This window comes from Micromonospora sp. NPDC049175 (assembly GCF_043197345.1).
Classification (GTDB): Bacteria; Actinomycetota; Actinomycetes; order Mycobacteriales; family Micromonosporaceae; genus Micromonospora.
Window position 1 is genome coordinate 56,997 of record NZ_JBICSY010000014.1, and the last position, 24,800, is coordinate 81,796.

20 protein-coding genes, 1 pseudogene and 1 riboswitch are annotated in these 24,800 nt (G+C 73.4%); of the genes and pseudogenes, 14 read left to right on the forward strand and 7 right to left on the reverse strand.

Translation table 11 applies throughout. The annotated features are described in order from the left end of the window. Positions 1-62 precede the first annotated feature (62 nt). The 5 genes from ACGFH8_RS33445 to ACGFH8_RS33465 all read left to right on the forward strand — a co-directional run bounded on the left by ACGFH8_RS33445 (position 63) and on the right by ACGFH8_RS33465 (position 5,590). Positions 63-1,292, forward strand: coding sequence for a winged helix-turn-helix domain-containing protein (locus ACGFH8_RS33445; protein ID WP_393375281.1), 1,230 nt, complete (start codon positions 63-65; stop codon positions 1,290-1,292). 85 nt (positions 1,293-1,377) lie between these two features. Then, positions 1,378-1,959 carry a DUF2752 domain-containing protein gene (locus ACGFH8_RS33450; RefSeq protein ID WP_393375433.1) on the forward strand — a complete coding sequence of 194 codons (582 nt, stop codon included), beginning with the start codon at positions 1,378-1,380 and terminating at the stop codon, positions 1,957-1,959. A gap of 175 nt (positions 1,960-2,134) precedes the next feature. Continuing rightward, on the forward strand, positions 2,135-2,875 hold the full coding sequence (gene thyX / locus ACGFH8_RS33455) for an FAD-dependent thymidylate synthase (RefSeq protein WP_355031682.1): 741 nt from the start codon (positions 2,135-2,137) through the stop codon (positions 2,873-2,875). A 47-nt stretch (positions 2,876-2,922) separates the two neighbouring features. Beyond that, complete coding sequence (gene dapA / locus ACGFH8_RS33460) at positions 2,923-3,849, forward strand: 4-hydroxy-tetrahydrodipicolinate synthase (protein ID WP_393375283.1); 927 nt, start codon at positions 2,923-2,925, stop codon at positions 3,847-3,849. 52 nt (positions 3,850-3,901) lie between these two features. Next, complete coding sequence (locus ACGFH8_RS33465; protein ID WP_327032393.1) at positions 3,902-5,590, forward strand: ribonuclease J; 1,689 nt, start codon at positions 3,902-3,904, stop codon at positions 5,588-5,590. Positions 5,591-5,679: 89 nt separating this feature from the next. Here the strand turns inward: ACGFH8_RS33465 and ACGFH8_RS33470 are convergent. Further along, positions 5,680-7,297, reverse strand: a pseudogene (locus tag ACGFH8_RS33470) (YbjN domain-containing protein); the annotation flags it as partial. A 34-nt stretch (positions 7,298-7,331) separates the two neighbouring features. Then, complete coding sequence (locus ACGFH8_RS33475) at positions 7,332-7,811, reverse strand: YbjN domain-containing protein (protein ID WP_393375286.1); 480 nt, start codon at positions 7,809-7,811, stop codon at positions 7,332-7,334. Between the two features lie 113 nt (positions 7,812-7,924). Between ACGFH8_RS33475 and ACGFH8_RS33480 the strand changes: the two genes are divergently transcribed. Continuing rightward, positions 7,925-10,381 carry a DNA translocase FtsK 4TM domain-containing protein gene (locus ACGFH8_RS33480; RefSeq protein ID WP_393375288.1) on the forward strand — a complete coding sequence of 819 codons (2,457 nt, stop codon included), beginning with the start codon at positions 7,925-7,927 and terminating at the stop codon, positions 10,379-10,381. A gap of 26 nt (positions 10,382-10,407) precedes the next feature. On the opposite strand, the gene ACGFH8_RS33485 is transcribed toward ACGFH8_RS33480, so the two are convergent. Then, positions 10,408-10,722, reverse strand: coding sequence for a DMT family transporter (locus tag ACGFH8_RS33485; RefSeq protein WP_393375291.1), 315 nt, complete (start codon positions 10,720-10,722; stop codon positions 10,408-10,410). A gap of 62 nt (positions 10,723-10,784) precedes the next feature. After that, a riboswitch (guanidine-III (ykkC-III) riboswitch) is annotated at positions 10,785-10,848 on the reverse strand. 142 nt (positions 10,849-10,990) lie between these two features. On the opposite strand from ACGFH8_RS33485, the gene ACGFH8_RS33490 reads away from it, so the two are divergent. The 7 genes from ACGFH8_RS33490 to ACGFH8_RS33520 all read left to right on the forward strand — a co-directional run bounded on the left by ACGFH8_RS33490 (position 10,991) and on the right by ACGFH8_RS33520 (position 17,649). Further along, positions 10,991-11,914, forward strand: a complete 924-nt coding sequence (locus ACGFH8_RS33490) for an ornithine cyclodeaminase family protein (RefSeq protein WP_393375294.1) — start codon at positions 10,991-10,993, stop codon at positions 11,912-11,914. A 105-nt stretch (positions 11,915-12,019) separates the two neighbouring features. Continuing rightward, a complete protein-coding gene (gene rimO / locus ACGFH8_RS33495) occupies positions 12,020-13,528 on the forward strand; it encodes a 30S ribosomal protein S12 methylthiotransferase RimO (protein WP_393375297.1) in 1,509 nt (502 codons plus the stop codon). A gap of 65 nt (positions 13,529-13,593) precedes the next feature. Then, complete coding sequence (pgsA, locus tag ACGFH8_RS33500; protein WP_393375300.1) at positions 13,594-14,184, forward strand: CDP-diacylglycerol--glycerol-3-phosphate 3-phosphatidyltransferase; 591 nt, start codon at positions 13,594-13,596, stop codon at positions 14,182-14,184. A gap of 298 nt (positions 14,185-14,482) precedes the next feature. Then, on the forward strand, positions 14,483-15,043 hold the full coding sequence (locus ACGFH8_RS33505) for a CinA family protein (protein WP_393375302.1): 561 nt from the start codon (positions 14,483-14,485) through the stop codon (positions 15,041-15,043). 280 nt (positions 15,044-15,323) lie between these two features. Next, positions 15,324-15,764: a helix-turn-helix domain-containing protein gene (locus tag ACGFH8_RS33510; RefSeq protein ID WP_393375304.1), complete on the forward strand. Its 441-nt coding sequence runs from the start codon at positions 15,324-15,326 to the stop codon at positions 15,762-15,764. Positions 15,765-15,967: 203 nt separating this feature from the next. Further along, the gene (locus ACGFH8_RS33515; protein WP_393375307.1) at positions 15,968-16,840 is read left to right on the forward strand and encodes a PspA/IM30 family protein; all 873 of its coding nucleotides are present in this window, start codon (positions 15,968-15,970) and stop codon (positions 16,838-16,840) included. Between the two features lie 23 nt (positions 16,841-16,863). Beyond that, on the forward strand, positions 16,864-17,649 hold the full coding sequence (locus ACGFH8_RS33520) for a hypothetical protein (RefSeq protein WP_393375310.1): 786 nt from the start codon (positions 16,864-16,866) through the stop codon (positions 17,647-17,649). A 109-nt stretch (positions 17,650-17,758) separates the two neighbouring features. Here ACGFH8_RS33520 and ACGFH8_RS33525 read toward each other — a convergent pair whose 3' ends face one another. Then, the gene (locus ACGFH8_RS33525; RefSeq protein WP_393375313.1) at positions 17,759-21,376 is read right to left on the reverse strand and encodes a hypothetical protein; all 3,618 of its coding nucleotides are present in this window, start codon (positions 21,374-21,376) and stop codon (positions 17,759-17,761) included. Between the two features lie 164 nt (positions 21,377-21,540). Beyond that, entirely contained in the window at positions 21,541-22,350 is an 810-nt protein-coding gene (locus tag ACGFH8_RS33530; RefSeq protein WP_393375316.1) for a DNA-formamidopyrimidine glycosylase family protein, read from the reverse strand. A 109-nt stretch (positions 22,351-22,459) separates the two neighbouring features. Here ACGFH8_RS33530 and ACGFH8_RS33535 point away from each other — a divergent pair, with 109 nt between their 5' ends. Then, complete coding sequence (locus ACGFH8_RS33535; protein WP_393375319.1) at positions 22,460-23,704, forward strand: hypothetical protein; 1,245 nt, start codon at positions 22,460-22,462, stop codon at positions 23,702-23,704. Between the two features lie 25 nt (positions 23,705-23,729). Here ACGFH8_RS33535 and ACGFH8_RS33540 read toward each other — a convergent pair whose 3' ends face one another. After that, on the reverse strand, positions 23,730-23,972 hold the full coding sequence (locus tag ACGFH8_RS33540; protein WP_110566168.1) for a CPCC family cysteine-rich protein: 243 nt from the start codon (positions 23,970-23,972) through the stop codon (positions 23,730-23,732). A gap of 25 nt (positions 23,973-23,997) precedes the next feature. After that, on the reverse strand, positions 23,998-24,798 hold the full coding sequence (locus ACGFH8_RS33545) for an S-adenosyl-l-methionine hydroxide adenosyltransferase family protein (protein ID WP_393375322.1): 801 nt from the start codon (positions 24,796-24,798) through the stop codon (positions 23,998-24,000). Positions 24,799-24,800 lie beyond the last annotated feature (2 nt).

Below are 24,800 nucleotides of genomic sequence, written 5' to 3' on the forward strand. Positions count from 1 at the left end.
CGTTGGTCGTCACGTCCAGCTTCCCGCACCGGCGTCGTACCGATGAATTAAGGTCGCCGACGATGGCCGCACCGGAATCACTCTCGCTCGCCCAGGCTCGTCGGGTGGCGCTCGCCGCCCAGGGCTTCGCCGACCCGGCGCCAGCCGGCGTGCCCACCCGCCGGCACCTGCGTCGGGTGCTCGACCGGGTCAACCTGATCCAGATGGACTCGGTGAACGTGCTGCAACGCGCGCACTACCTGCCGCTCTACAGCCGGCTCGGGCCCTACCCGACCACGCTGCTCGACCAGGCCGCCTACCGCCGCCCACGGGAGCTGTTCGAATACTGGGGCCACGAGGCGTCGCTGGTGCCGGTCGAGCTGCACCCGATGCTGCGCTGGCGGATGGCCCGCGCGCACAGCGAGTCCTGGGGCGGCATGCGGCGGATCGCCCAGGAGCAGCCGGACCTGGTCGCCTGGGTGCGTGACGAGGTGGCCGCCCGCGGCCCGCTGACCGCTGCCGAGATCGAGCACGACGCACCGCGGGAGACCGGCAACTGGGGCTGGAACTGGTCGGCGGTCAAACGGGCGTTGGAGTTCCTCTTCTGGGCCGGCGAGGTGACCGCCGCGGAGCGCAGCACCTCCTTCGCCCGCCGCTACGACCTGCCCGAGCGGGTGCTGCCCGCGGCGGTGCTGGCCGCGCCCACCCCGACCGACGCCGAGGCGTACCGCACGCTTGTGGCCCTTGCCGCGCGGTCGCTGGGGGTGGCCGCCGAGCCGGAGTTGCGCGACTACTTCCGGCTGCCGCTGGCCGGCGCCCGGCAGGCCGTCGCCGAGCTGGCCGAGGCCGGTGAGCTGGTGCCGGTCACCGTGGCGGGCTGGCGCCAGCCGGCCTGGCTGCACGCGTCCGCCCGGCTGCCCCGGTGGATTCGCGGCAACACACTTGTCAGCCCCTTCGACCCGCTGATCTGGGAACGGGCCCGCACCGAGCGGCTGTTCGGCTTCAGCTACCGGATCGAGATCTACGTCCCCGCGCCGCAGCGGATCTACGGCTACTACGTGTTGCCCTTCCTCCAGGACGACCGGTTCACCGCGCGGGTCGACCTGAAAGCCGACCGCAAGGCCGGCGTGCTGCTGGTGCCGGCCGCCTGGATCGAGCCCGGCGCCGACCCGGCGGAGACCGCGGTGGCGCTCGCCGCCGAGCTGCGCCGGCTCGCCGGCTGGCTCGGCCTGGACGCGGTGGCGCCGCCGCTGGCCGGCGACCTGGCCGGTCCGCTCACCGCCGCGTTGGCCGGCGTGTCCGGTGTACCGTGAGCGCGTGACGAGCGCTCCCGGTCCGGTCGACCAGCCGCAGCCCGCCCCCGGGGCGGTACACACCGTCCCGGCCGATCCGGCCGGCATGGGTCCGGCCGGCATGGGTCCGGCCGGCATGGGTCCGGCCGGCATGGGTCCGGCCGGCATGGGTCCGGCTAGTGTGGGTCCGGCCGGCATGGGTCCGGCCGGTTGGCCGATGACCCCGCCGAGTGAGCACCCGGGGGACCGGCTCACCCGCTTCGTGCTGCGGCTCAACGAGCGTTCGCCGCGCTGGGTGGGGCCGCTGGCCGCGGTCGGTTGCGTCGCCGCGGGTATGGGTTACGCGCTGATCAGCGACCCGGCCGACGCCGCCCCGGACGCCGCGCCCACCTGTCTGCTCAAGCTGACCACCGGGCTGGACTGTCCAGGTTGCGGCGGCACCCGCGCACTCTGGTACGTGCTGCACGCCGACCTGCCGGCCGCCGCCCGGCACCACTTCCTGTTCGTCTTCGCGCTGCCGTTCCTCGCGTACCTCTTCGTGGCCTGGGCGGCGAACCAGGCGTTCGGTTGGCGACTGCCGGAGCTGCAGATCAGCTCGAAGGTCATCATCGGGTTCATGGGCGTGTGGCTCGCCTTCTCGGTGCTGCGCAACCTGCCCTGGGCGCCGTTCACCTCCCTCTACGTCTGACCCGTCCGCCCTCCGGGCTGTCAGAGGGCTGGCGCGTCGTCGAGATCTTGGACACCTGCGACCCCCACGGTGTCGGGTAAGCGTCGCGGATTTGGTGGTAGCTGGGCGGTTTCTCGACCGCGAGCCCGAGTTGGGCCAGGGACCGACGGCCACTACAGTCCCAGGAATGCCGGAGATGGTGCAGCCCCAGGTCAAGTTGATCGCGTGGACCCAGTTCGCGGCCCCGGACGACGTGCCGTGGTCGACCGATGCGGAGGGTGGCCAGGCCCTCGCCGAGTTCGCCGGCCGGGCCTGTTACCAGTCCTGGAAGAAGCCGAACCCGGCGACCGCCACCAACGCCGGCTACCTGGCGCACATCCTCGACGTCGGGCACCTGTCGGTGCTGGAACACGGGTCGGTCACCTTCTACTTCACCGGGGTGTCCCGCTCCTTCACCCACGAGTTGATCCGGCACCGGCACTTCTCGTACTCCCAGTTGTCCCAGCGCTACGTCCCGGAACGGGACGCGGCCATGGTCGAGCCGGCGGTCATCGCCGACGACCCGGAGCTGCACAAGAAGTTCGTGGCGGCCGCCGAGGCGAGCGTTCAGGCGTACACCGAGTTGCTTGAGGGCCTTGAGCAGCGCTTCTCCGACGAGCCGAACCCGACGCTGCGCCGCAAGCAGGCCCGGCAGGCCGCCCGAGCGGTGCTGCCCAACGCCACCGAGACCCGGATCGTGGTCAGCGGCAACTACCGGGCCTGGCGGCACTTCATCGCGATGCGGGCCACCGAGCACGCCGACGTGGAGATCCGTGAGCTGGCCGTGGAGTGCCTGCGCCAGCTGCAGGGGGTCGCCCCGAACGTGTTCGCCGACTTCGTGATCTCCACGCTGCCGGACGGCACCGAAGTGGCGGCCAGCCCGCACGAGGCGTCCTGAGCCCTTCCCCGGCGGGCCCCGGCTGGTCGTCCGCTAGGTTGGAGGGTATGACGCACGACCACCTCGACGCCGCCGCCCGACCGGCGTCCCGCCCCTTCGGCCGGGTGCTCACCGCCATGGTGAGCCCGTTCACCCCCGACGGCTCGCTCGACCTGGACGGCGCCGCCCGGCTGGCGAGCCACCTGGTCGACGAGCAGGGCAACGACGCGCTGGTGGTCAACGGCACCACCGGCGAGTCGCCGACCACCACCGACACGGAGAAGGAACACCTGATCCGGGCGGTGGTGGAGGCCGTCGGCGACCGTGCCAAGGTGGTCGCCGGGGTCGGCACCAACGACACCCGGCACACCATCGAGCTGGCCACCGCCGCCGAGAAGGCTGGTGCACACGGCCTGCTGGTGGTCACCCCGTACTACAACAAGCCGCCGCAGGCCGGGCTGCTGCGACACTTCACCGCCGTCGCCGACGCCACCGGCCTCCCGGTGATGCTGTACGACATCCCACACCGCTCCGGCGTGCCGATCGACACCGAGACGCTGGTCCGGCTCGCCGAACACGGCCGGATCGTCGCGGTCAAGGACGCCAAGAGCGACCTGATCGCCACCGGCTGGGTGACCAGCCGGACCGCCCTCGCCTTCTACTGCGGCGAGGACGCCCTCACCCTGCCGGCGCTGGCCATCGGCAGCGTGGGGGTGGTCGGCACCTCGACGCACTTCACCGGGGCGCTGACCGCACAGATGATCGAGGCGTACGACGCGGGGGACATGCCGGCCGCGCTTGCCCTGCACCGGCGGCTGCTGCCGCTGTTCACCGGCATCTTCCGCACCCAGGGAACCATCCTGGTGAAGGCGGGTCTGGCGTCGCTGGGCCTGCCGGCCGGCCCGGTGCGCCCCCCGCTCGTGGACGCCACCACCGACGAGATCGCCCAGCTGCGCGCGGACTTCGCCGCAGCGGGCCTGGAGCTGCCCGAATGAACGAACGACACGATGGGCGCCGAGTGACGGCGTCGCAGAATGAGGTGGACGCGTGACCGAGGCGCACATCGAGGCGGAACTACCCCCGCCGCTGCCGGAAGGCGGCCTGCGGATCATCCCGCTCGGCGGGCTCGGCGCCATCGGTCGGAACATGACCGTCTTCGAGTACGACGGCAAGTTGCTGATCGTCGACTGCGGGGTGCTCTTCCCCGACGTCGAGCAACCGGGCGTGGATCTGATCCTGCCCGACTTCGGTCCGATCCTGGACCGACTCGCCGACGTCCAGGCCATCGTGCTGACCCACGGCCACGAGGACCACATCGGCGCGGTGCCGTACCTGCTCGCCCACAAACCCGACATCCCGCTGGTCGGCTCACAGTTCACCCTCGCGCTCGTCGAGGCGAAGTTGGCGGAGCGGCGGATCCAGCCGTACACGCTCACCGTGCGGGAGGGCGGCCGGGAGCGGCTCGGCCCGTTCGAGTGCGAGTTCTTCGCGGTCAACCACTCGATCCCGGACGCTCTCGCGGTGGCCATCCGTACCCCCGCCGGCCTGGTGCTGCACACCGGCGACTTCAAGATGGACCAGCTGCCGCTGGACGGCCGGATCACCGACCTGGCCGGCTTCGCCCGGCTCGGCGCCGAGGGCGTCGACCTCCTGCTGTCCGACTCCACGAACGCGGAGATCCCCGGCTTCGTCACCCCGGAGCGGGAGATCGGGCCGGTGCTCGACTCGATCTTCGCGAAGGCGAAGGGCCGCATCATCGTGGCCTCGTTCGCCTCGCACGTGCACCGCGTGCAGCAGGTCTTCGACTCCGCCGGCGAGCACGGCCGCAAGGTCGCGCTGATCGGCCGGTCCATGGTCCGCAACATGGGCATCGCCCGGGACCTCGGCCTGCTCAACATCCCGGCCGGCCTGGTCATCAGCATCGACGAGGCGACCACCCTGCCGCCGGACGAGATCGTGCTGATGTCCACCGGTTCCCAGGGTGAGCCGATGAGCGCGCTGGGCCGGATGGCCAGCGGCGACCACCGGCACATCACCATCGCCCCCGGCGACACCGTCGTGCTGGCCTCCTCGCTGGTGCCCGGCAACGAGACCTCGGTCTACCGGGTGATCAACCGGCTCGCCCGGGCGGGCGCGGTGGTCGTGCACAAGGACGTGGCCAAGGTGCACGTCTCCGGGCACGCCCCCGCCGGAGAGCTGCTCTACCTGCTCAACGTGGTCCGCCCCAGCAACCTGATGCCGGTGCACGGCGAGTGGCGGCACCTGCGTGCCCACGCCCGCCTCGGCATCGAGTCCGGGGTCGCCGCCGACCGGGTGGTGATCTGCGAGGACGGCGACGTGGTCGACCTGGTCGAGGGTCGCGCCACACTGGTCGGGCACGTGAAGAGCCGGTACGTCTACGTGGACGGCCTCGCCGTCGGTGACGTCAGCGAGTCGCTGCTCACCGAGCGGCGGATCCTCGGTGACGGCGGCTTCATCGCCACCACAGTGGTCGTGGACTCGGTCACCGGCAAGGTGGTCGCCGGCCCGACGCTGTCCGCGAAGGGCTTCTCCGAGGACCCGGAGGCGTTCAATCCGGTGGTCCCGCTGGTCACCGAGGCGCTCAACCGGGCCGCGGCGGACGGCATCACCGATCCGCACCAGCTCCAGCAGATCGTCCGCCGGACCGTGGGTCGGTGGGTCAACGACAAGTACCGTCGTCGCCCGATGATCGTGCCTACCGTCGTCGAGGTCTGACACACGGCTGACCGGGCCGGTCACCGACACCCCTGTGGTGGTCGGTGACCGGCCCGGCCCGTACCGCGACCAGGCACCCGGTGTGCGACTCAGGGGAGCGCGGCGACCGCCTCGGCGTAGGCGACGCCGGTGGCGATGGCGGCGTCGACGAGCACCGTCAGCTGGGCCGGGGCCACGCCGTGGCCCAGGTCGGTGGCCACGTCCCCGGCCAGCACCAACTCCCCGCCGATGTCGTGCACGTACGCCTTGGGCAGCAACCGGTCGTGGTTCCAGGCGTTGCAGAAGGCGTACGCCTCGGCGCGGCGGGTCGCCGGCAGCCGGCGGGTGGCCATGGCACGGGCGTGCAGCACCTCACCGCGTTCGCCGGCCCGCTGGAACTGGATCACCACGCCGTCCCACCGGCCGACGACCCGGTCGCCCTCCTCCACCAGATATCCGTCGCCGCGCCGGTCCAGTGACGCGGTGATCAGGTCGAGGGTCAGCGCCATCAACTCCCGACCGTCCGTCCCGCTCTCCCCGGCGGACTCCTCGGCGTACCCGTCCGGCTCGTCGTCGGCGGGTAGCGGGACCGGTGCCGCGAGCGGTCGCTCGGCGAGCCAGGCGGCCATCCGCCCGGAGTGGTGGCCGGTGCCGTTGCGGGCGTCGAAGCTGCCGGCCAGCTCGTTGGCCACCCCGAGCAGCAGCGCGCCGAGGCTGGCCACGTCCGGTTCGGTGGCGGGCCGCCCGCCGTACGCCGGGCGTGGCATCGTTCGCCCGCCCAGCCCGGCCGCCACGCCCAGACCGCAGACCAGCGCCCCGGCGGCGGCGAACTCCATGGCGGCGAGGTCGTCGGTGGGCCGGTCCCACCGGGGCAGTTGCTCGGCCAGGATGGTCAAACCGCGCTCCACGTGCCCGCTCAGGGCACAGAACCGCAGGTGCGTGGCGAGGTGCGCGAACGCGGCGGGCTCGCGCCGGTGCCGGCGGTAGGCCCGCACGTGTGCCGTCGCGGCCCGCTCCGGCTCGCCGACCCGCAGAGCGGGCAGCAGGCTGGCGACCAGATTCCGTTCGGGCTGATCGGTGCAGGCCTCCGGGTCGTCGTCCGTCGCCGGCAGCTCGTCCAGCGCGGCTCGCCACTCGCCCCAGCCGGCCAGCAGCTCCGCGCGCCGGGCCGGGGCGCAACCGGGGCAGCCGCCGGCCGGGCCGGGCCGCCGGCCGGACCACCGCTCGTACCAGTGTCGGGCGGTGGGTTCGTCGCCGAGGTGGTCGGCGATCCGGCAGTGCAACTCCGCGACCGTTGGCGCGTCCGGACCGTTCGCGCCGACCCGGTGGGCCAGGTCGTGCAGCAGGGCACGGGTCTGGTCCAGCCCGACCCGTGGGGTGCCGAGCAGCGCCTCCACCGCGTACCGCTGGTAGCCCAGCAGCAGCCCGGACTCGACGTCGGTGAGCAGGTCGGGCCGGTGGTCGGCGGCGGCCCGGCACCGCCGGACCGGCTCGACCAGGCGCCACCGCTCCCCGTGCAGCAGGTACGCCTCGATGAGCGCGAACCGTGCGTCCACCCCGGAGCGGACGTCCCCGGTGGCGTCGGCGCGTTCGGCGAGCCGTTCCAGGGCCACCTGCCGGGCCGGGCCGTCGGGCAGGTCCCGAGCGTCGGAGAGCGCGACAGCCAGGGCCGGCGGGGCGGCCGGGTCGACGGGACCGGTGGGTGGCGCGTCGCGGTGGCCTGCCCGGTCGGTGCGACTGCCGGTGAACTCGTCCCGGCCGGTCACGACGGCACCGCGCCGGGCAGTCGACGGACCGCCACGGCGAGCTGGCACCCGGTGGAGATGCCACAGTCGAGCAGGTGGTCGAGTTGGTGTGGGGTCACCCCGCGTTCCAGGTCGGTGACCACCTCGCCGTAGACCCGGGCCCGACCGTCGTCGTCGACGTGCACGAACGCCTTGGGCCAGAGCCGGTCGTGGTTCCACGAGTTGCAGAACGCGTACAGGGCGGGCACCTGCTCGATCCCGAAGGTGGGAGTGACCATCGTGCGGACCTGGAGCAGCTCGCCGTCCCCGCCGAGGCGGAGGAACCAGATCATGTTGTCGTCGAAGCGACCCACCAGTTCGCCGTCCTCGGTCCGGCCGACGGGCCGGCCCCGGGCGGCGAGCACCGCGGCGACCAGTTCGCCGCTCAACGGGCGTAGCGCGCCCGGGTGCCCGGCCAGCGGATCGTTCGGATCGCCCTCGTATTCCGGCGACGCCATGGGGCATCCCTTCTGAGGCGGATATCACGACCGGCGGCGGGGTTCGTGTTACGACGCGCGGACACGACCCGGAAAAGCGGGGATCTGCCCGGCCCCACCGTTACCGTGACTCTATGGCGGGCCGTACCTCTCAGGCGAGCCGGCGGCGCGGCGCGTCGCCGCGCGGTGGCACCAACAGTCGTGCCCGTCAACCGGCGAAGAAGACCCGGGCGCCGGTCCGTCGTCGTACGACGCCGGCGCGACCCGGCGCGGCCGTCTACGTGGGCCGCGCGGTGGGCGCACTGTGGATGGGCGTGGCACACGGGATGGGCTGGGCGGTGCGGGCCGCCGGTCGGCAGGCCGCCTCCGCCCGCGACCTCGACCCGGAGCACCGCCGGGACGGCGCCGGGCTGCTGATGTTCGGGTTCGCCCTGCTCACCGCCGTGGCGCTGTGGCTCTCCGGAGCGGGCCCGGTGGGCGCGCAACTGGCCGACACGATCCGGCTGTTCCTGGGCGCGATCTCGGTGGTCGTACCGGTGCTGCTGATGATCGGCGCGTGGCGGTTGATGCGTCAGCCGGCCGACCCGGAGCACCGGGGCCGCGGGTTGATCGGCTGGAGCTCACTGCTCGTCTCGACCGCCGCGCTGCTCCACATCGGTCAGGCCCCGGGCAACCCGCTGCAGCGGGACTTCGCGGGCGGGCTGGTCGGCGCCGGCATCGGCGGGCTGCTGGAACGCGCGGTCACCGCCTGGGTGGCGGTGCCGCTGCTGATCCTGCTGCTGCTCTTCGGTCTGCTCGTGGTGACCGCGACACCGATCAACAAGATCCCGGAGCGGCTGGGCCTGTTGGCCGGCGGGCTGGTCGCCACACCGGAGGCCGCCGAGGAAGCCGACGAGCCGGCCGCCCAGCGGCCGCGGAAGCGGCCGGCGAAGCGGACGCCTGCGCCGGTGGACCCGGACGACTTCGAGGACCTGGACGGCGCGGACCTCCAGGAAACCATGGTGCTGCCGCGCAAGTCCCCGGCGAAGGTGCCGGCGAGCCGCCGGCCGCCGGTCGAGCCGCCGGAGCACTCGCCCGCGCCGACGCGCGCCGAGCAGCTCGCGCTCACCGGACTGGCCGGCGACTACACCCTGCCACCGCCCAACATGCTCAGCGCCGGTGCCGCCGCGAAGACCCGCAGCAAGGCCAACGACGAGGTGATCGCCGCGCTGACCGGCGTGTTCGACCAGTTCGACGTGGACGCCGCGGTCACCGGCTTCACCCGTGGCCCGACGGTCACCCGCTACGAGGTCGAGCTGGGCCACGGCGTCAAGGTCGAGCGGATCACCCAGCTCTCCCGCAACATCGCGTACGCCGTGAAGTCACCGGACGTGCGGATCCTCAGCCCGATCCCGGGCAAGAGCGCGGTCGGCGTGGAGATCCCGAACACCGATCCGGAAAACGTCGCCCTCGGCGACGTGTTGCGCTCACGTGCGGCGACAAGCGACCACCATCCGATGGTCGTGGCGCTCGGCAAGGACATCGAGGGCGGCTACGTGGTGGCCAACCTCGCGAAGATGCCGCACATCCTGATAGCCGGGGCCACCGGCGCGGGCAAGTCGAGCTGCCTCAACACCCTGCTGGTGTCCGTCCTCACCCGGGCCACCCCGGACGAGGTACGCCTGCTGCTGATCGACCCGAAGCGGGTCGAGATGACCGGCTACGAGGGCATCCCGCACCTGGTCACCCCGATCGTGACGAATGCCAAGAAGGCGGCCGACTCGCTGGACTGGGTGGTCCGCGAGATGGACATGCGCTACGACGACCTCGCCGCCAACGGGGTCCGGCACATCGACGACTTCAACCGCAAGGTCCGCAACGGCGAGATCAAGGCTCCGCCGGGCAGCGAACGGGAGATGCGCCCGTACCCGTACCTGTTGGTGATCGTGGACGAGTTGGCCGACCTGATGATGGTCGCGCCGCGCGACGTGGAGGACTCGGTCGTCCGGATCACCCAGTTGGCCCGCGCGGCCGGCATCCACCTGGTCCTGGCCACCCAGCGGCCCTCGGTCGACGTGGTGACCGGTCTGATCAAGGCGAACGTGCCGTCCCGGCTGGCGTTCGCCACCTCCTCGCTCGCGGACTCCCGGGTCATCCTCGACCAGCCGGGCGCGGAGAAGCTGCTCGGTCGCGGCGACGGGCTCTTCCTGCCGATGGGCGCCTCCAAGCCGGTACGCATCCAGGGCGCCTGGGTCACCGAGCGCGAGATCGCCGACGTCGTGAAGTTCTGCAAGGACCAGCGCGAGCCGGAGTTCCGCAAGGACGTGCTGGCCCCCGCGCAGGAGACCAAGAAGAAGATCGACGAGGACATCGGCGACGACCTCGACCTGTTGGTGCAGGCGGTGGAGCTGGTGGTGACCTCGCAGTTCGGCTCGACCTCGATGCTCCAGCGCAAGCTGCGTGTCGGTTTCGCGAAGGCGGGCCGGCTGATGGACCTGATGGAGACCCGTGGGGTGGTCGGGCCGTCCGAGGGGTCGAAGGCACGTGACGTGCTGGTCAAGCCGGACGAGTTGGAGGAGGTCCTGTCCGGCCTGCGCGGTGACGTGGACTGACCGACGGTCACCCGCACCACGGTTCCTCAGTGGAAGATCTTCAGGCCGATCACGCCGGCGACCACCAGCAGCAGGCACAGGATCCGGGGCAGGCTCGCCGACTCGCCGAGCACCAGCATCCCGACCAACGCCGTGCCGACCGCGCCGATGCCGACCCAGACCGCGTACCCGGTGCCGACCGGGATCTCGCGCAGCGCGTACGCCAGGCCGGCCATGCTCAGGACCAGCGTCACCGCGAACACCACGGACGGGACGAGCCGGCTGAGGCCGGCGCTGCGGTCCAGGGCGACCGCCCAGGCCGTCTCCAACAGTCCGGAGATCACCAGTACCAGCCAGGCCATCGTTCACCTCACGCGGGAGTGCCCGGGCCGCCGAGGGCCGGGGACGAGTCGGGTCTGCACGTCGCGGGGCGTCTTGGCCTGACCGGGTACGCCCACCACTCGTCCGGGGTGGCCGCGGGCCACCGAGGCCGACGCTAGCACCGGTCGGCCGTCGTGGCGGCTGGACGGGTGAGGCGCTGGCGGCTGGACGGGTCGGGTGCCGGTGGCGCAGTGACTCCCGCCACCCCGTCTTGACCTGCACTTGACTCTAACTTGCAGGATGACCACCATGACGCTGATCTATGCCGACCCCGAGGTCGCCGCCGCGCTGGACGCCGCCACCACCGTCGACGTCATGCGGGCCGCCCTCCTGGCCGCGTACGAGGGACGTCTCGTGGCCCCGCCTCGGGCCGCCGCTCCGCTCAGCGGTGGGCGGCTGGTGCTCACCGCCGGGCACCTGGTCGGCGAGTGGTACGGCTTCCGCTCCTACGACACCTTCGGCCACCCAAGGAGTGAGCAGGTGGTGGTGCTGCACGACGCGGGCACCGGGGCGATCCGGGCGGTCGCGGTGGGCGAGGAGCTGGGTTCCCGTCGTACCGGAGGACTGGGTGGCCTGGCGGTCGACGCCCTGGCCCGCCCGGACGCGGCCACCCTCGGCGTGGTCGGCTCCGGCCGGCAGGCCTGGACCCAGGTCTGGGCCGCCGCCGCGGTCCGCCCGTTGCGCGAGGTGGTGGTGCACAGCCGCTCCGCCGCCCGGAGGGACGCCTTCGCCGCGCGGGTCCGCGCCGAACTGGGCGTGCCCGCCCGGACGGTGACCGACGCCGGCTCGGCCGTCGCCGGGCGGGACATCGTGGTGCTCGCGACGACAAGCCCGACCCCGGTGCTCCGCGCCGCCGACCTCAGCCCCGGCACGCACCTCAACGCGGTCGGCTTCAAGCAGCGTGACCGCAGCGAGTTCGGCACCGACCTGCTGGACGCCGCCGACCTGCTGGTCACCGACTCGCCAGCACAGGCTGCGGACTACCAGCCGCCGATGCTCGCCGCCACGCCCCCGTACGCCGGGCGGTTGCGCGACCTGGGCGGCGTCCTGGCCGGCGCCGTCCCCGGCCGGACCACCACGGACCAGATCTCGGTCTTCTGCTCCACCGGCCTGGCCGGCACCGAGGTCTTCCTGCTCGACGCGTTGACCCGCACGGGCGCCGTGGCTCGCTGAGCGCCGGCGGGGGACCCGGTGACCGATTCGGTGCCGAGCCGCGTGCCCGGGTCGTCACCGCAGCCCCGCGTGCGTGGGCTTCCCCGGACGGCCCGGTACCCTCGGATGGTGTCTGCCACCTCTCCCGCTCCCTCTGACAACGCCGAGGGCCGTCGCGTCGCCCTGCTGACCCTGGGCTGCGCCCGCAACGAGGTCGACTCGGAGGAGCTGGCCGCACGGCTGCACGCCGACGGCTGGCAGGTGACCACCGACGGCGAGGGCGCCGACGTGGTCGTCGTCAACACCTGCGGCTTCGTGGAGAAGGCCAAGCAGGATTCCATCCAGACCCTGCTCGCCGCCGCCGGGACCGGCGCCAAGGTGGTCGCGGCGGGCTGCATGGCCGAGCGGTACGGCCGGGAGTTGGCCGACAGCCTGCCCGAGGCGCAGGCGGTGCTGAGCTTCGACGACTACCCGGACATCGCCGCTCGGCTGAACGCGGTCGTCGCCGGTGAGCAGGTCACCGCGCACACCCCGCGAGACCGGCGTGAGCTGCTGCCGCTGACCCCGGTGAAGCGGCGCGACAGCGCCGTGTCGCTGCCCGGTCACGGCACCGTGAGCCGCACCGCCGTCGACACCGACGAGCACACCCCCGCGCACCTGCGGCAGATCCTGCGCCGCCGACTGGACACCGGCCCGGTGGCCTCGTTGAAGCTGGCCAGCGGCTGCGACCGGCGCTGCGCGTTCTGTGCCATTCCCGCCTTCCGGGGAGCGTTCGTCTCGCGTACCCCGGACGAGTTGCTCGCCGAGGCGGAGTGGTTGGCCAAGACCGGCGTACGGGAGCTGGTGCTGGTCAGTGAGAACTCCACCTCGTACGGCAAGGACCTGGGCGACCCCCGCGCGCTGGAGAAGCTGCTGCCGCAGCTCGCCGCCGTGACCGGCATCGTCCGGGTGCGGGCGAGCTACCTCCAGCCGGCGGAGACCCGCCCCGGGTTGGTCGAGGCGATCGCCAACACCCCGGGCGTGGCCCCGTACTTCGACCTGTCGTTCCAGCACTCCAGCGAGCCGGTGCTGCGCCGGATGCGACGTTTCGGCTCCACCGACCGTTTCCTGGAGCTGCTGGCGGGCGCCCGGGCGTTGGCCCCGGACGCGGGCGCCCGGAGCAACTTCATCGTCGGTTTCCCCGGCGAGACCCGCGCCGACGTCGACGAGCTGGTCCGGTTCCTGACCGAGGCCCGGCTGGACGCGATCGGCATGTTCGACTACAGCGACGAGGACGGCACCGAGGCCGCCGGCCTGCCCGGCAAGGTCTCCGCCGCGACGATCAAGCGGCGCTACGACCGGCTGAGCGCGCTCGCCGACGAGCTGTGCTCGCAGCGGGCCGAGGACCGTCTCGGCTCAACCGTCGAGGTGCTCGTCGACTCGGTCGAGGACGGCGTGGTGGAGGGTCGGGCGGCGCACCAGGCGCCGGAGGTGGACGGTTCCACCACCCTGGTCGCCCCGGCCGAGGGTGGGGTCGACCTCGCCGCGCTGCGACCCGGTGACCTGGTACGCGCAACGGTCACCGGCACCGAAGGGGTGGACCTGCTGGCGGTGCCGGATGAGATGATCTCGGCGGCGCCCGGCGCGGCACGGTGACGGTGGGCCCAGGCGGAGCGGGGGAGCCCAGTGGTGCGGTGCCGGGTACGCCACGGAGCGCGGCGGTGACCGGGGCGACGGAGTCGACGCCGGCCCGGGTGGTCGCCGTGGTGCCGATCGTCAACGCGGCCAACGCGCTCACCGCCCTGCGGCTCGCGTTGGTGCCGGTCTTCGCCGCCTCGGTGATCATGTCCGGGATGACCCACGCCGGCTGGCGGATGGCGGCCTGTCTGATCTTCGCGGTGGCGTCGGCGACCGACCTGGTGGACGGCTGGATCGCCCGCCGGTTCGGGCTCGTCACGTCGGTCGGCAAGGTGGCCGACCCGATCGCCGACAAGGCGCTCACCGGCGCCGCCCTGGTGTTGCTCTCCTGGTACGGCCAGGTGCCCTGGTGGGTGACCGCGCTGATCCTCGTCCGCGAGCTGGGCATCACCGGGCTGCGGTTCTGGGTGATCCGGCACGGCGTGATCGCGGCCAGCCGAGGCGGCAAGGTCAAGACCGCGCTCCAGATCCTGGCCATCGCCTGGTATCTCTGGCCGATGCCCGCCGCCCTCGCCGCCGTCGGCCCATGGATCATGGCCGCCGCCGTCCTGGTCACGGTCGCCACCGGCTTCGACTACATAGCCCAGGCCCTCCGCCTCCGCCGCCCCCGCTAAACCCCACCCCCACCCCCACCCCCACCCCACCCCACCCCACCCCACCCCACCCCCACCCCGGCCCCCGGCTGCCCCGCCCGAACCCCGTTGATCATGAGGTTATCGGCGTCCGGCGCGGCGTGTCGCAGCTATAACCTCATGATCGACGCGGTCGGGGGGTGGGTGGGCGACGCGGTCGGGGGTGGGTTGGGTGGGGTGGGTGGGGTGGGTGGGGTGGGTGGGGTGGGTGGGGTGGGGGTGGCAGGGTTGGGGGTTGGTGGGTGGGGAAGGGTGTGGGTGTGGCGGGAAGGACTTGTTGATGCAGCGGGACACGGGTCGTGAGCGGCCGGCGGATGGTGGGGCCGATGACGCCGAGGTGGGTAGTGCGGCAGCGGGAGTCGTGCACCGGCTGGTGCAGCGGCACGAGACCCTCGCCACCGTCGAATCACTCACCGGCGGGCTGCTGGCCGCGTCGATCGTGGACATCGCCGGCGTCAGCGGGATCTACCGGGGCGGCCTCGTGGTCTACGCCACCGAGTTGAAGGGCACCCTGGCCGACGTGCCCGCCGACCTGCTGTCCGAGCGGGGGCCGGTGGACCCGGACGTGGCGGCGGCGCTCGCCGCGGGTGGCCGCCAGCGCTGCGGCGCGGACTGGGGAGTGGCCACCACCGGCGTCGCCGGCCCCGAGCCGCAGGACGGCAAGCCCGTCGGCCTGGTCTACGTCGCGGTCGCCGGCCCGAACGGCGGTGCGGTCCGGCAACTCGACCTGGGCGGCGGGCGCGACCACGTCCGCGCCGCCGCGGTGGTCGAGGCGCTGCGGCTGCTCGCCGAGCGGATCCACGCCGCCGAAACCGCGACCCCCGCGCTGCCCACGACCTAGGGCGACGAAGGGGCAGCATCCGCCGCGGGGCGGACCGACGCGGTGGCGGCCCTCGCCCGGAAAACCGACTCCGCGACCGGCCCCGGGCATCCGGGCAGTTGGGAACGGTCGACGCCGCCCGACGTGAGCTGGTCTCGGCGAACCGACGGGCGGGGCGGGATGTCGGCTGGGCTCACAACGGGTACGGTTGCGGGAAGGCTCCGACGTTTCGGGGTCGGCGCGGTCCGCCGCGGCCGGCCGCCCAGCGCCGGGCGCGAGGTATCCCTCAGGGGGAGGTGCGATGATCCTGCTACGCCGGGTGATCGGTGACGCACTGCGGGCGCGCCGGCAGGGGCAGCAGCGCACGCTGCGTGAGGTCTCCACCGCCGCCAACGTCAGCCTCGGCTACCTCTCCGAGATCGAGCGGGGGCACAAGGAGCCGTCCAGCGAGTTGCTCGCCGCGATCTGCGACGCCCTCGGTGCCCGTCTGTCCGAGCTTCTCCGTGAGGTGAGCGACACCGTGGCGCTCGCCGAGCAGATGCCCGAGGTGCTCGTCTCGATGCAGGACGAGTCGGCCGACGCCGGGGCGGTGTCCAAGAACACCGGCCGGGGCGTCCGTCAGGTCACCTCCGATGGCAAGGTCGCCGTCTCGGTCCGCCAGGAATCGCCGCTCAAGGCCACGCTGCGCAGCTCGCGCGTCCGCCCGACCGAGCGCGACCGGGACGTGGTCTGCGCCGCCTGAGCCCGCCGCTCGGTCGGACCGTGGGAGGGCTGGCTCCGGCCGCGTAGGGTGGCCCACAGGAGCTGCCGGCGCGGTCGACCGCCCGGTACGGATGCCTCGTTGGCGTTCGGCTGGGACGATGGAGATCGGCCGGTGGTGGCTAGTCGGTCCATCCGGCCCGGCCGGCCGTGGTGGAGCGACGTTACTGAGGGGATACGGCGGAGATGGCGAACCCGTTCGTCAAGGGTTGGAACTACCTGATGGCGCTCTTCGGTGCGAAAATAGACGAGCATGCCGATCCGAAGGTGCAGATCCAGCAGGCCATCGAGGATGCCCAGCGGCAGCACCAAGCGCTCGTCCAGCAGGCTGCGGCGGTGATCGGCAACCAGCGTCAGCTGGAGATGAAGCTGTCCCGGCAGATGTCCGAGGTCGAGCGGTTGCAGGGCAACGCCCGGCAGGCCCTGGTGCTGTCCGACCAGGCCCGGGCCAAGGGTGACGAGGCCGAGGCCGTGCGGTTCGAGCAGTCGGCGCAGACCCTGGCCACCCAGTTGGTCTCCGCCGAACAGGCCACCGAAGACCTGAAGACCCTGCACGACCAGGCGCTGGGCGCCGCCGCCCAGGCCCGCCGTGCGGTCGAGAACAACTCGATGATCCTCCAGCAGAAGCTCGCCGAGCGCACCAAGCTGCTCAGCCAACTGGAGCAGGCCAAGATGCAGGAGTCGGTGGCCCGCTCGCTGGAGTCGATGTCGTCGCTCACCGCGCCCACGAACACCCCGTCCCTGGACGAGGTGCGCGACCGCATCGAGCGGCGGTACGCCAACGCGATGGGCCGTGCCGAACTGGCGGGCAACTCCGTCGAGGGTCGGATGTTGGAGATCCAGAAGGCGACGATCGACTCAGCCGGTTCGGCCCGGCTGGAGCAGATCCGGTCCAGCATGGCGGGGGAGCAGCTCGGCGGCGCGTCGCAACGACCCGCCGTGCCGCAGGCCGAGAAGGCAGGCCCGGCCACCGACCCGACGGCCGCTGCCCGACTCGACGAGCTGCGCGCCAGCATGGCCCGTGAGCGGGGCACCGGCGACCCGACAGCCGCCGGCTGAACGACCGGACCGAGGAGGTCAGGGTGGCAGACGAGCGGACACGGTACTTCCGCAAACTGGGTCGGCTTCGCCGCTCCGCCCGACGGTGGAGCGTGCTTGCCGGTGGGCTCGGCGGCGCGGCCGCGGTGCTGACCCCGTACGCCGGCCTCGGTCTGCCCGACGCGGCCTGGGCCGGCGCCGCGGGCAGTGCGGTGGCGCTCGCCGCCTGGCGTTGGATCGACGTGCGTGCCCTCGCCGCCCAACCGGCACCGCCCGCCCTCGACCCGGCGGAGGCCGCGGCCCGGTCGCGGGCCCGGCTGATCGCCGCCGTGGAGCGGCTGCCGGTCGGCCCGGGGGTGCTGGCCGAGGTCCGCCGGGTCCGCTCCCGGATCGCCCTGCGCGGCACCAGCGCGGGCGAGCAGTGGGCCCGACTCGACCGGGCTGCGCTCACCCTGGCCGGCATGGCTCCCCGGCTCACCGGGCTGGCCGAGCCGGCGGTGCTGGAGGCCGCCGCCGCCGACCGTTCGCTGCGCGACCTGGCCGCACGGGTGGCAAGCGTCGAACGGGCGTTGCGGCTGGCCCCGGCCGACGCCCGGCCGCCGTTGGCCGAGGCACACGCCATGTTGACCGCCCAGTTGGAGGGCGGGGTGGCGGCCTACGAACGGCTGGTGGTGGCCGCCGCCGGTTACCTGGCCGAGGACGCCCGACCGGAGCCCGCGCACCCGGCGGCCGACCGGCTCACCGAGGCGACCGACCTGTTGCACGGGGTGGCCGGTGCGCTGGCCGAGCTGCGCGGCGTCGGCACTCCGCTGCGCGCGCCGACTCGCTGAGAGCTGCGCGGCGTCGGCACTCCGCTGCGCGCGCCGACTCGCTGAGAGCTGCGCGGCGTCGGCACTCCACTGCGCGCGCCGACCCGCTGAGAGCACCGCGCCGGCCCGGTCACGGCGGGGTCGTGACCCGGACCGGTTCCGTATACGGCGAACTGCCCACCACGTTGAACGACCTGATCCGGTAGTGGTAGGTGACGCCCCGGGTCAAGCCCGTGTTGCTGAAGCCGCGACCGGTCACCGTAAAGGTGGCCACCTCCCGGTCGAACGCCGGGTCCAGCGCCCGCTGCACGATGAACCCCGACCCCGGGCCGGCGGGGGTGCTCGCCGCCCAGACCAGGACCACAGTCGCGGTGTCCGGCCCGGGTGCGCTCGCCGTGGCGTCCACCCCGTTCGGGGTGCCCGGCGCGGGCGGAGAGGTCACCGTGGCGACCGTCGACCAGGCCGAGGCGGCACCGAGGTAGGTGGTCCGCACCCGGTAGTAGTACGTGGTGTCCGGCGCGATCGCGACGTCCAGGTGGTTGTCGCCGGCACCGATCGCCGTGATGCCCGGCCCGCTGGTGAACGTCGGGTTGGTGGCCCGCTGCACGTCGATGCCGGTGGCGAAGGACCGGTTCGTCCAGCGCAGGCCCGCCCGCAGCGGCGCGGCGGGTGGCAGCGCCGCGACCAGGCCACTCGGCGCGGCCAGGTGCACCGAGGCGGGCACCCCGTTGGACCAGGACGAGTAGCTGACCGCGTTCTCCGCCCGGATCCGGTAGTGGTAGGTCACCCCGGGAGTGACCGACGCGTCCGTGTACCGGCTGGCGGCCGCCGCGACGGTGATCGTGGTGACCTCCCCGTCGAATGTCGCGTCGGCCGCGCGCTGCAGCAGGTGACTGGTGGCCGGTGGACGGCCGCCGTTGCTGGTCCAGGCGAGCGCGATCGCGGGTAGCGCGGTGGCCGAGCCCGGCACCGGCGTGGCGGTCAGCCCGGTCGGCGCCTTCGGCGTCACCCGCAGCACCAGTGGCCGGGTCATCCCGCCGTCGCGGTGGCCGGCGAGGTGGCTGTGCCAGCGGTATTCCCAGCCGAGGTTGACCAGCTGGTTGACCACTGTGGCGGGTCGCCCGTCCGCCGGGCTCACCGGGGTCGAGCCGGTCCGGGCACCGGCCGGGCGGCAGGGATCGAGCAGCCGGACGCTGTCACCCAGCTTGAACGGCAACGCCGGGGCGACCGGGCGCAGCGCCACGACCACGTCCTCCCGGGGGTTGACCCGGACGATCTGCTTCCAGCCCAACTCGGTGCCGTGCGGGAGCCGCAGCGTGCCGTCCCAACCGACCCGGTTGACCACCTGCACGTCGCAGCCGCCGAAATGCAGCGGTTCGGTCTGCCGGACGTTGCCGCTGATCCGCCAGAGCTGGGTGCCGTCGGTCGCGCTGCCCAACGGCACGGCCGGGTCGGTGGCGAAGAGCACCTCGGTGACCGGGTCGGTCGGACCGAGGGGCAGGGTCGTCGGGTTGAGCGGCCCGGCGTGCGGATGTCCGACGCCGAGTCGGCCGACCAGCCGGCCGTGGTCGGGCTCGAAGACCTGTTGGACGGCCTTGACCGCGATCGGCAGCGTCACCGGGCCCGCCGCGGCCGTCGGTGTGATCGTCACCGAGGTGGCGTGCACCGGCACCGTCGTCGTCGACGCGGTACGGGTGCCGAACGCCGGGTCGTACTCCGGTTGCGGCACGATCGGCGGACGTTGACTGGCCGCGTACGCCACGGGCAGCCGGTCCCGCAGCCGGCCCAGGTCGTACGGCGGCGCCGGGGCCCCCGCCACCCGGAACTGGAGCAGGGTACGGGTGTTCGGGCCGTACCCCGGCTCGGTGCCCGGCGGCCCACCCTCGGCCGTCCGGTCCGGTGCGTCGGTGTGCTGGTCGTAGCGTGGGTCGAAGCCGGGCAGCGGCGCCGGGGCGTCGTTGTACAGGATCAGCGTGCTGCCCGGCGCCACGGTGGAGAAGTCGACCAGCACGTCGGCCCGTTCGCCCGGGGCGAGCAGCAGGGTGTGCCCGTCGACGTTCAGCACGGTGGGGTCGAGCCGGTCGTAGCGGTAACCGACCGGCCGGTTCGGCAGCACCACCGGGGCGGGCAGCAGCCCGGCCTCGTTGCCGATCTGGATGAACTCCGGCCCGGCGGCGCGCGGATCCGGCACACCGCCGTCGCGTCCGTCGGTCGGCCACCCCGGCGGCCGGTCCGCCGCCCGCACCGCCGGCACCATCGGGACCTCCCCGGCTTCGGCCTCGGCGAGCGCCCCGTCGGCCGTCCACATCGGCGCGTCGGAGCAGGCCCGGTAGAGCTGGAGGTTGAGGCTGCGGTCCAGGCAGGCGTTGAGGATCCGGAACCGGTACGCGCGCGGCGCCACCTCCAGGTACGGGTAGGCGACGCCGTTGACGAGCGGGGTGTCGCCGTACGCCTCGGGCACCGCCGACGGGTACGGCACGCCGGGGCGCAGCGGTGGCTCGTCCGGTGCGTCGACCGGATCGTGGTGCGGGTTGGCGACGCAGCCGTCGGCGCGTGCGCTGTCCGCGGCGGGATCACGCGACCAGGGGCCGTAGTCCCACCGGCCGGTGGGGTTGCGTCCGCCGGACCGGTACGGGTTCTGCCGCGGCTGGTAGACGTGCGGGTGCCAGAGGCTGCCCCGGGCGCCCCAGCGTTCCCGGTCCCAGGTGGGGTCCTCGGCGGCGAGTTGGGCGTCGTCCGGCACGAACGTCTTGTCCTCGATCACCAGCGGCAGCTGGTCGGCCGGCAGCACCGCGTCGGCGACGAGCTGCTCCTCGGCCGGGTCGGTGAGCAGGTAGAGCGCGAGCTGTCCGCCGTACACGGTGAGCCGGGCCAGTCCGAGGGTGTTGTCGTGGAACCACAGCAGCCGGCCGCTCTGCTCGTTCGGGTAGTACAGGGTGGTGGCCCCGGCGCCCGGCGCCGGCATGTCCGGCACGTCTGTCACGCCCACCCCGATCGGGTACGGGGTGATCTCCCCGGCCGGCGTGATCCACTGCCCCGGGTTGCCGGCGCTGTTCCAGCCGGTGTGCGCCCCGGCCAGGTGCAGCACGGCGCGGTTCTGCGGAAACGGGGCGGGCCCGTCCAGCGGGCCGATCCCGGCCCCCTCGACGGTGTCGTCGACCGGCAGGAACAACTCGCCGGCCCGGCCGGTCGGCAGGTGGTTGATGAACTTCACCCGGACCGGTCGGCCCCGCCGGGCGATGATCATCGGGCCGAGGTGCCAGGGCCGCTCCGGGGGCGCCACCGTGTTGTGGCCCGCCGGGTCGGTGCCCAGGTTGAGCTGCCGGTAGCCGCGCAGCCGGGTGGCCGGCAGGTCCCGGTGCAGCCGTTGCGCGTACTCCTGCACGACGATCTCGTAGTAGTCGCAGCCCGGAAAGGTGATGGTGTCCGGCGTCGCCACCGGCAGGTGGCCGCCGAGGTCGGTGCCGTCGCGCCGGCCCGGGACGGGCAGTGGGTCGACGAACTTGCGCAGCCCGCTTCCGGGCGTCAGCCGCCCGGCGGTGTCGCGCGTCGGGCGAGGGCTGTGGGCGAAGTTCGGCACCGGCCCGAAGCAGCGGGGCGGCACGGCCGGGTCCAGGCTCGGCGCCGGGGTGGTCTCCTCGGCGGTACGCGCGGCCGGCACGGACGCCGTCGCGCCGTTGACACGGCCGTCGGTGTCGCGGGCGGCCCGTTCGAAGAAGGTGGAGCGGAGTCTGCGGAACAACGCCATGACTCTCCCCGGGTCGGGGCGCGAGGGTCACCACCCCGGCGTGGCTGCCTCGGCGCTCTGTTGACGATCGGTGAGCACTCAACCGCAGCATGCGACTCCGACGGCCGGATAGGAATTACCCAATCGTCCGTATCTGGGCCGGACTTCGCCGATCGCTGCCCTGGTCAGCCGGATTCTGGGGTGCCGGGGTGGTCGGGCTGGCAGACCGGGCACCAGTAGGTGACCCTCTCGCCCAACTCCTCCTTGCGGATCGCGGTGCCGCAGCGGCGGCACGGCTGGGCGCGGCGACCGTAGACGTAGCTGGTCTGGCCCCGGTGCAGGGAACCGGTGCTGCTCTGCGTCCACCGGCCACGGTTGGCGGCGAGCAGCCGCTGGGCGAGGGCCACCAGGCCGGGCAGGTCGGGCACCGCGCCGACCGGCGTCCACGGGGACACCCCGCGCAGAAACAGCACCTCGCACTTGTAGAGGTTGCCCACCCCGGCCAGGTTGCGCTGGTCGAGCAGCGCCTCGCCGATGGTCTGTTCCGGGTGGCCGGCGAGTCGGCGGACCGCCTCGTCCGGGTCCCAGTCCGGGCCGAGCAGGTCGGGGCCGAGGTGGCCGACCAGCTGGTCCTCCTCGGCGCTCGGCACGAGGGTCAGCTCGTGCAGGTGATAGCCGACCGCGACCGCGCCGGGGCTGCGCAGCACCACGCGGATCAGGTGGGCGGGCCGGCCGGTCCAGCGTTCCCCCGGGGCGTACGCCCGCCAGGCCCCGTCCATCCGCAGGTGCGAGTGCAGGGTCCAGTGCGCCTGGTCCGGGGCGCCGAGGCGGAGCAGCAGGTGCTTGCCCCGGCTGGCCGACTCGCGGACGGTCCAACCGGTGAGGTCGGTGGTCGCCAGCCGGGGCACGCGGAAGTCACTGTCGGTGATCCGCGCGCCGGCGAGCGCGCGGTGCAGCACACGCGCGGTGTTCCAGACGGTGTCGCCTTCGGGCACCCTGTCATTCTCCCTCATTTGAGTGGCATTCGCATGTGTCGCTATTTGTACACCGGTTCCTCCTGATCTCCCGACATGCGATGGTCAGGGAGTTCTGAGGAGAATGCCTATGTCCAGGCTGCATTGTCGTACTCGGTCCCTCGCCCTCGTCGTCCCCCTCGCCCTCGCCGCCACCCTCCTACCCGCCGCCAGCCAGACTCCCGCCGCCGGAAGCCCGCTCACCCGCACCGCCGCCGCACCCGGCGGCGAACGGTGGAACGCCGACCTGTCCGTCGTCGACCGGGACGACGTAAACGTCCGGCGCACCGCCGCCGGGCTGCGCCTGCGCGAGGCCCGGCCCGCCGGACGCAGCCCGCGCAGCGCAGTCGCCGAGGGGATGCTGCTGAGCGCTCCCCGGACCCTCAGTCGGCCGGCCAACCGGGTCCGCGCCCAGGTCAGCGCCCATACACCGGCGGGCGCCACAGTCGAGGCCCAGGTCCGTGGTTGGCGGGTCAGTGGCTGGACCGAGTGGCGGACCGCCACCGCAGGCGCCGTCTTCGACCACCCGGTGAGCCGGGTGCAGAGCAGGGTCGTGCTCACCGCCACCGCCGGCGGCGCCACCGCGACGGTACGGGGCGTCCAGCTCACCGCCGACACGGCCGCCGCCGCCGTCGCCGTCGCCACGCCGGGCCTCACCTACCGGGTGTACGCCACCCGCATCGGCCTGGTCGGCCAGCAGACCGCCAACGGCCGCACCGTGCAACCCCGGGACCATTTCGTGGCGCTACCGTCGCGGCGCAGCCTGTCCCCGCTCAACTCGGGCGACTACTCCGTGCGGGTCTGCACCACCAGCGGCTCCCGCTGCGAGTACGCCCCGGTCTGGGACGTCGGGCCGTGGAACACCCGCGACGACTACTGGAACCCGTCGGCGGTGCGGGAGAACTGGAAGATCCTGGGGCAGGGCCGACCCGAGGCGCAGGCCGCCTACCAGTCCGGCTTCAACGGCGGGCGGGACCAGTTCGGCAGGACGGTGCTCAACCCGGCCGCCGTCGACCTGGCCGACGGCACCTTCTGGGACGGTCTCCAGTTGACCACCAACGCGTGGGTGGACGTCGCCTACCTGTGGACCGGTGGCGGGCTGCGCGGCGTGGTCGGTGACGGGCCGCTCACCATCCGCACCGGGGCCAGCACGTCGTACCCGAGCCGTGGTCTCGCTGCCCGGTTCGCCAACGTGCCGATCCAGTGCTACGTCACCGGCCAGTCCGTGGCCGGTCCCTACGGCACCACCACCCGTTGGGACCGGCTGGCCACCGGCCAGTACGTCAGCCACGCCTACATCTCGGTCGTCTACGGAGGCGTCGTGCCGGTCTGCTGACCCGTGCTCGCCCCGGCGGGTGCCCTCAGGGGCGCTCGTCGGGGCGGGCCGGGCGCACCATGTCCTGGTAACGCGGGTGGCTGGCGCCGTAGACGGCGTAGTTGAGTCGAGCGTGCGAGAGGCTCAGGTCGCCGTTGGGGCCACCCCGGACCGCGTCGGCGTCGGCGTCGGTCTGGCCGTCGTCGGTCCAGAAACAGACCGGGCAGGTCCCCCCACCGGTCCGGGATGCACAGCAGGGACAGCCCACGGGAACCACTTGTTCACCCACCGGGGCAGCATTCCACAGTCGAATATCAGCGGGAAACCCGCAGGACGTCACCCGGGGCCACCCGAAGGAGGTCCACCGCCCGCCCGCCGTTGACCGCGACCGCGACGAGCCCGGCCGAGTCGACGTACACCACCAGGCCATCGGCCGGGGCGTCGCCGAAGGTCCGTCCCCGGACGGCCGTCCGGGCCGGCTCCGCACCGGGCGGCCCGACCCGCAGCTCCGCCGGAAGCCTGTCCAGCAGGTGCGCCGGTGCGGCCACCTGGACGTTGCCGAAATGGTCCACGGTCAACACCTCGGCGGTGAAGCCCTCGTCGTCGCGGGCCAGCGTCGGCGTCGGCAGCCGGACCAGGCCGTCCGGGTCGACCGGCGGCCCCGCCTCGGCCAGGGGCGCGCCGAGCGCCAGCCGGGCCGCCACCGGCGCGAAGACGTCCCGTCCGTGGAACGTGGCGGACACCCGCTCGGCCAGCCAGCGCGGCTCGGTCAGCCGCACCGCCGCGGTCACCCCGCCGAGAGCGGCGGCGGCGTCCGGCAGCAGCCCGTTGTCCGGACCGACAAGCAGCCCGCCAGGGGTGGCCAGCGCGACCCCCCGCCGGGCGGTGCCCACCCCCGGGTCGACCACCGCCACGTGCACACCCACGGGCAGGTACGGCACCGTCTGCGCCAGCACGGCGGCGCCCCGCCGCACGTCCGCGGGTGGCACCAGGTGGGTCACGTCGATGACCCGGACGGTCGGCGCGAGCCGGGCGATCACCCCGTGGCAGGCGGCCACGAAACCGTCGGTGAGGCCGTAGTCGGTGGTCAGGGATATCCAGGGCGTGTCGGACATCC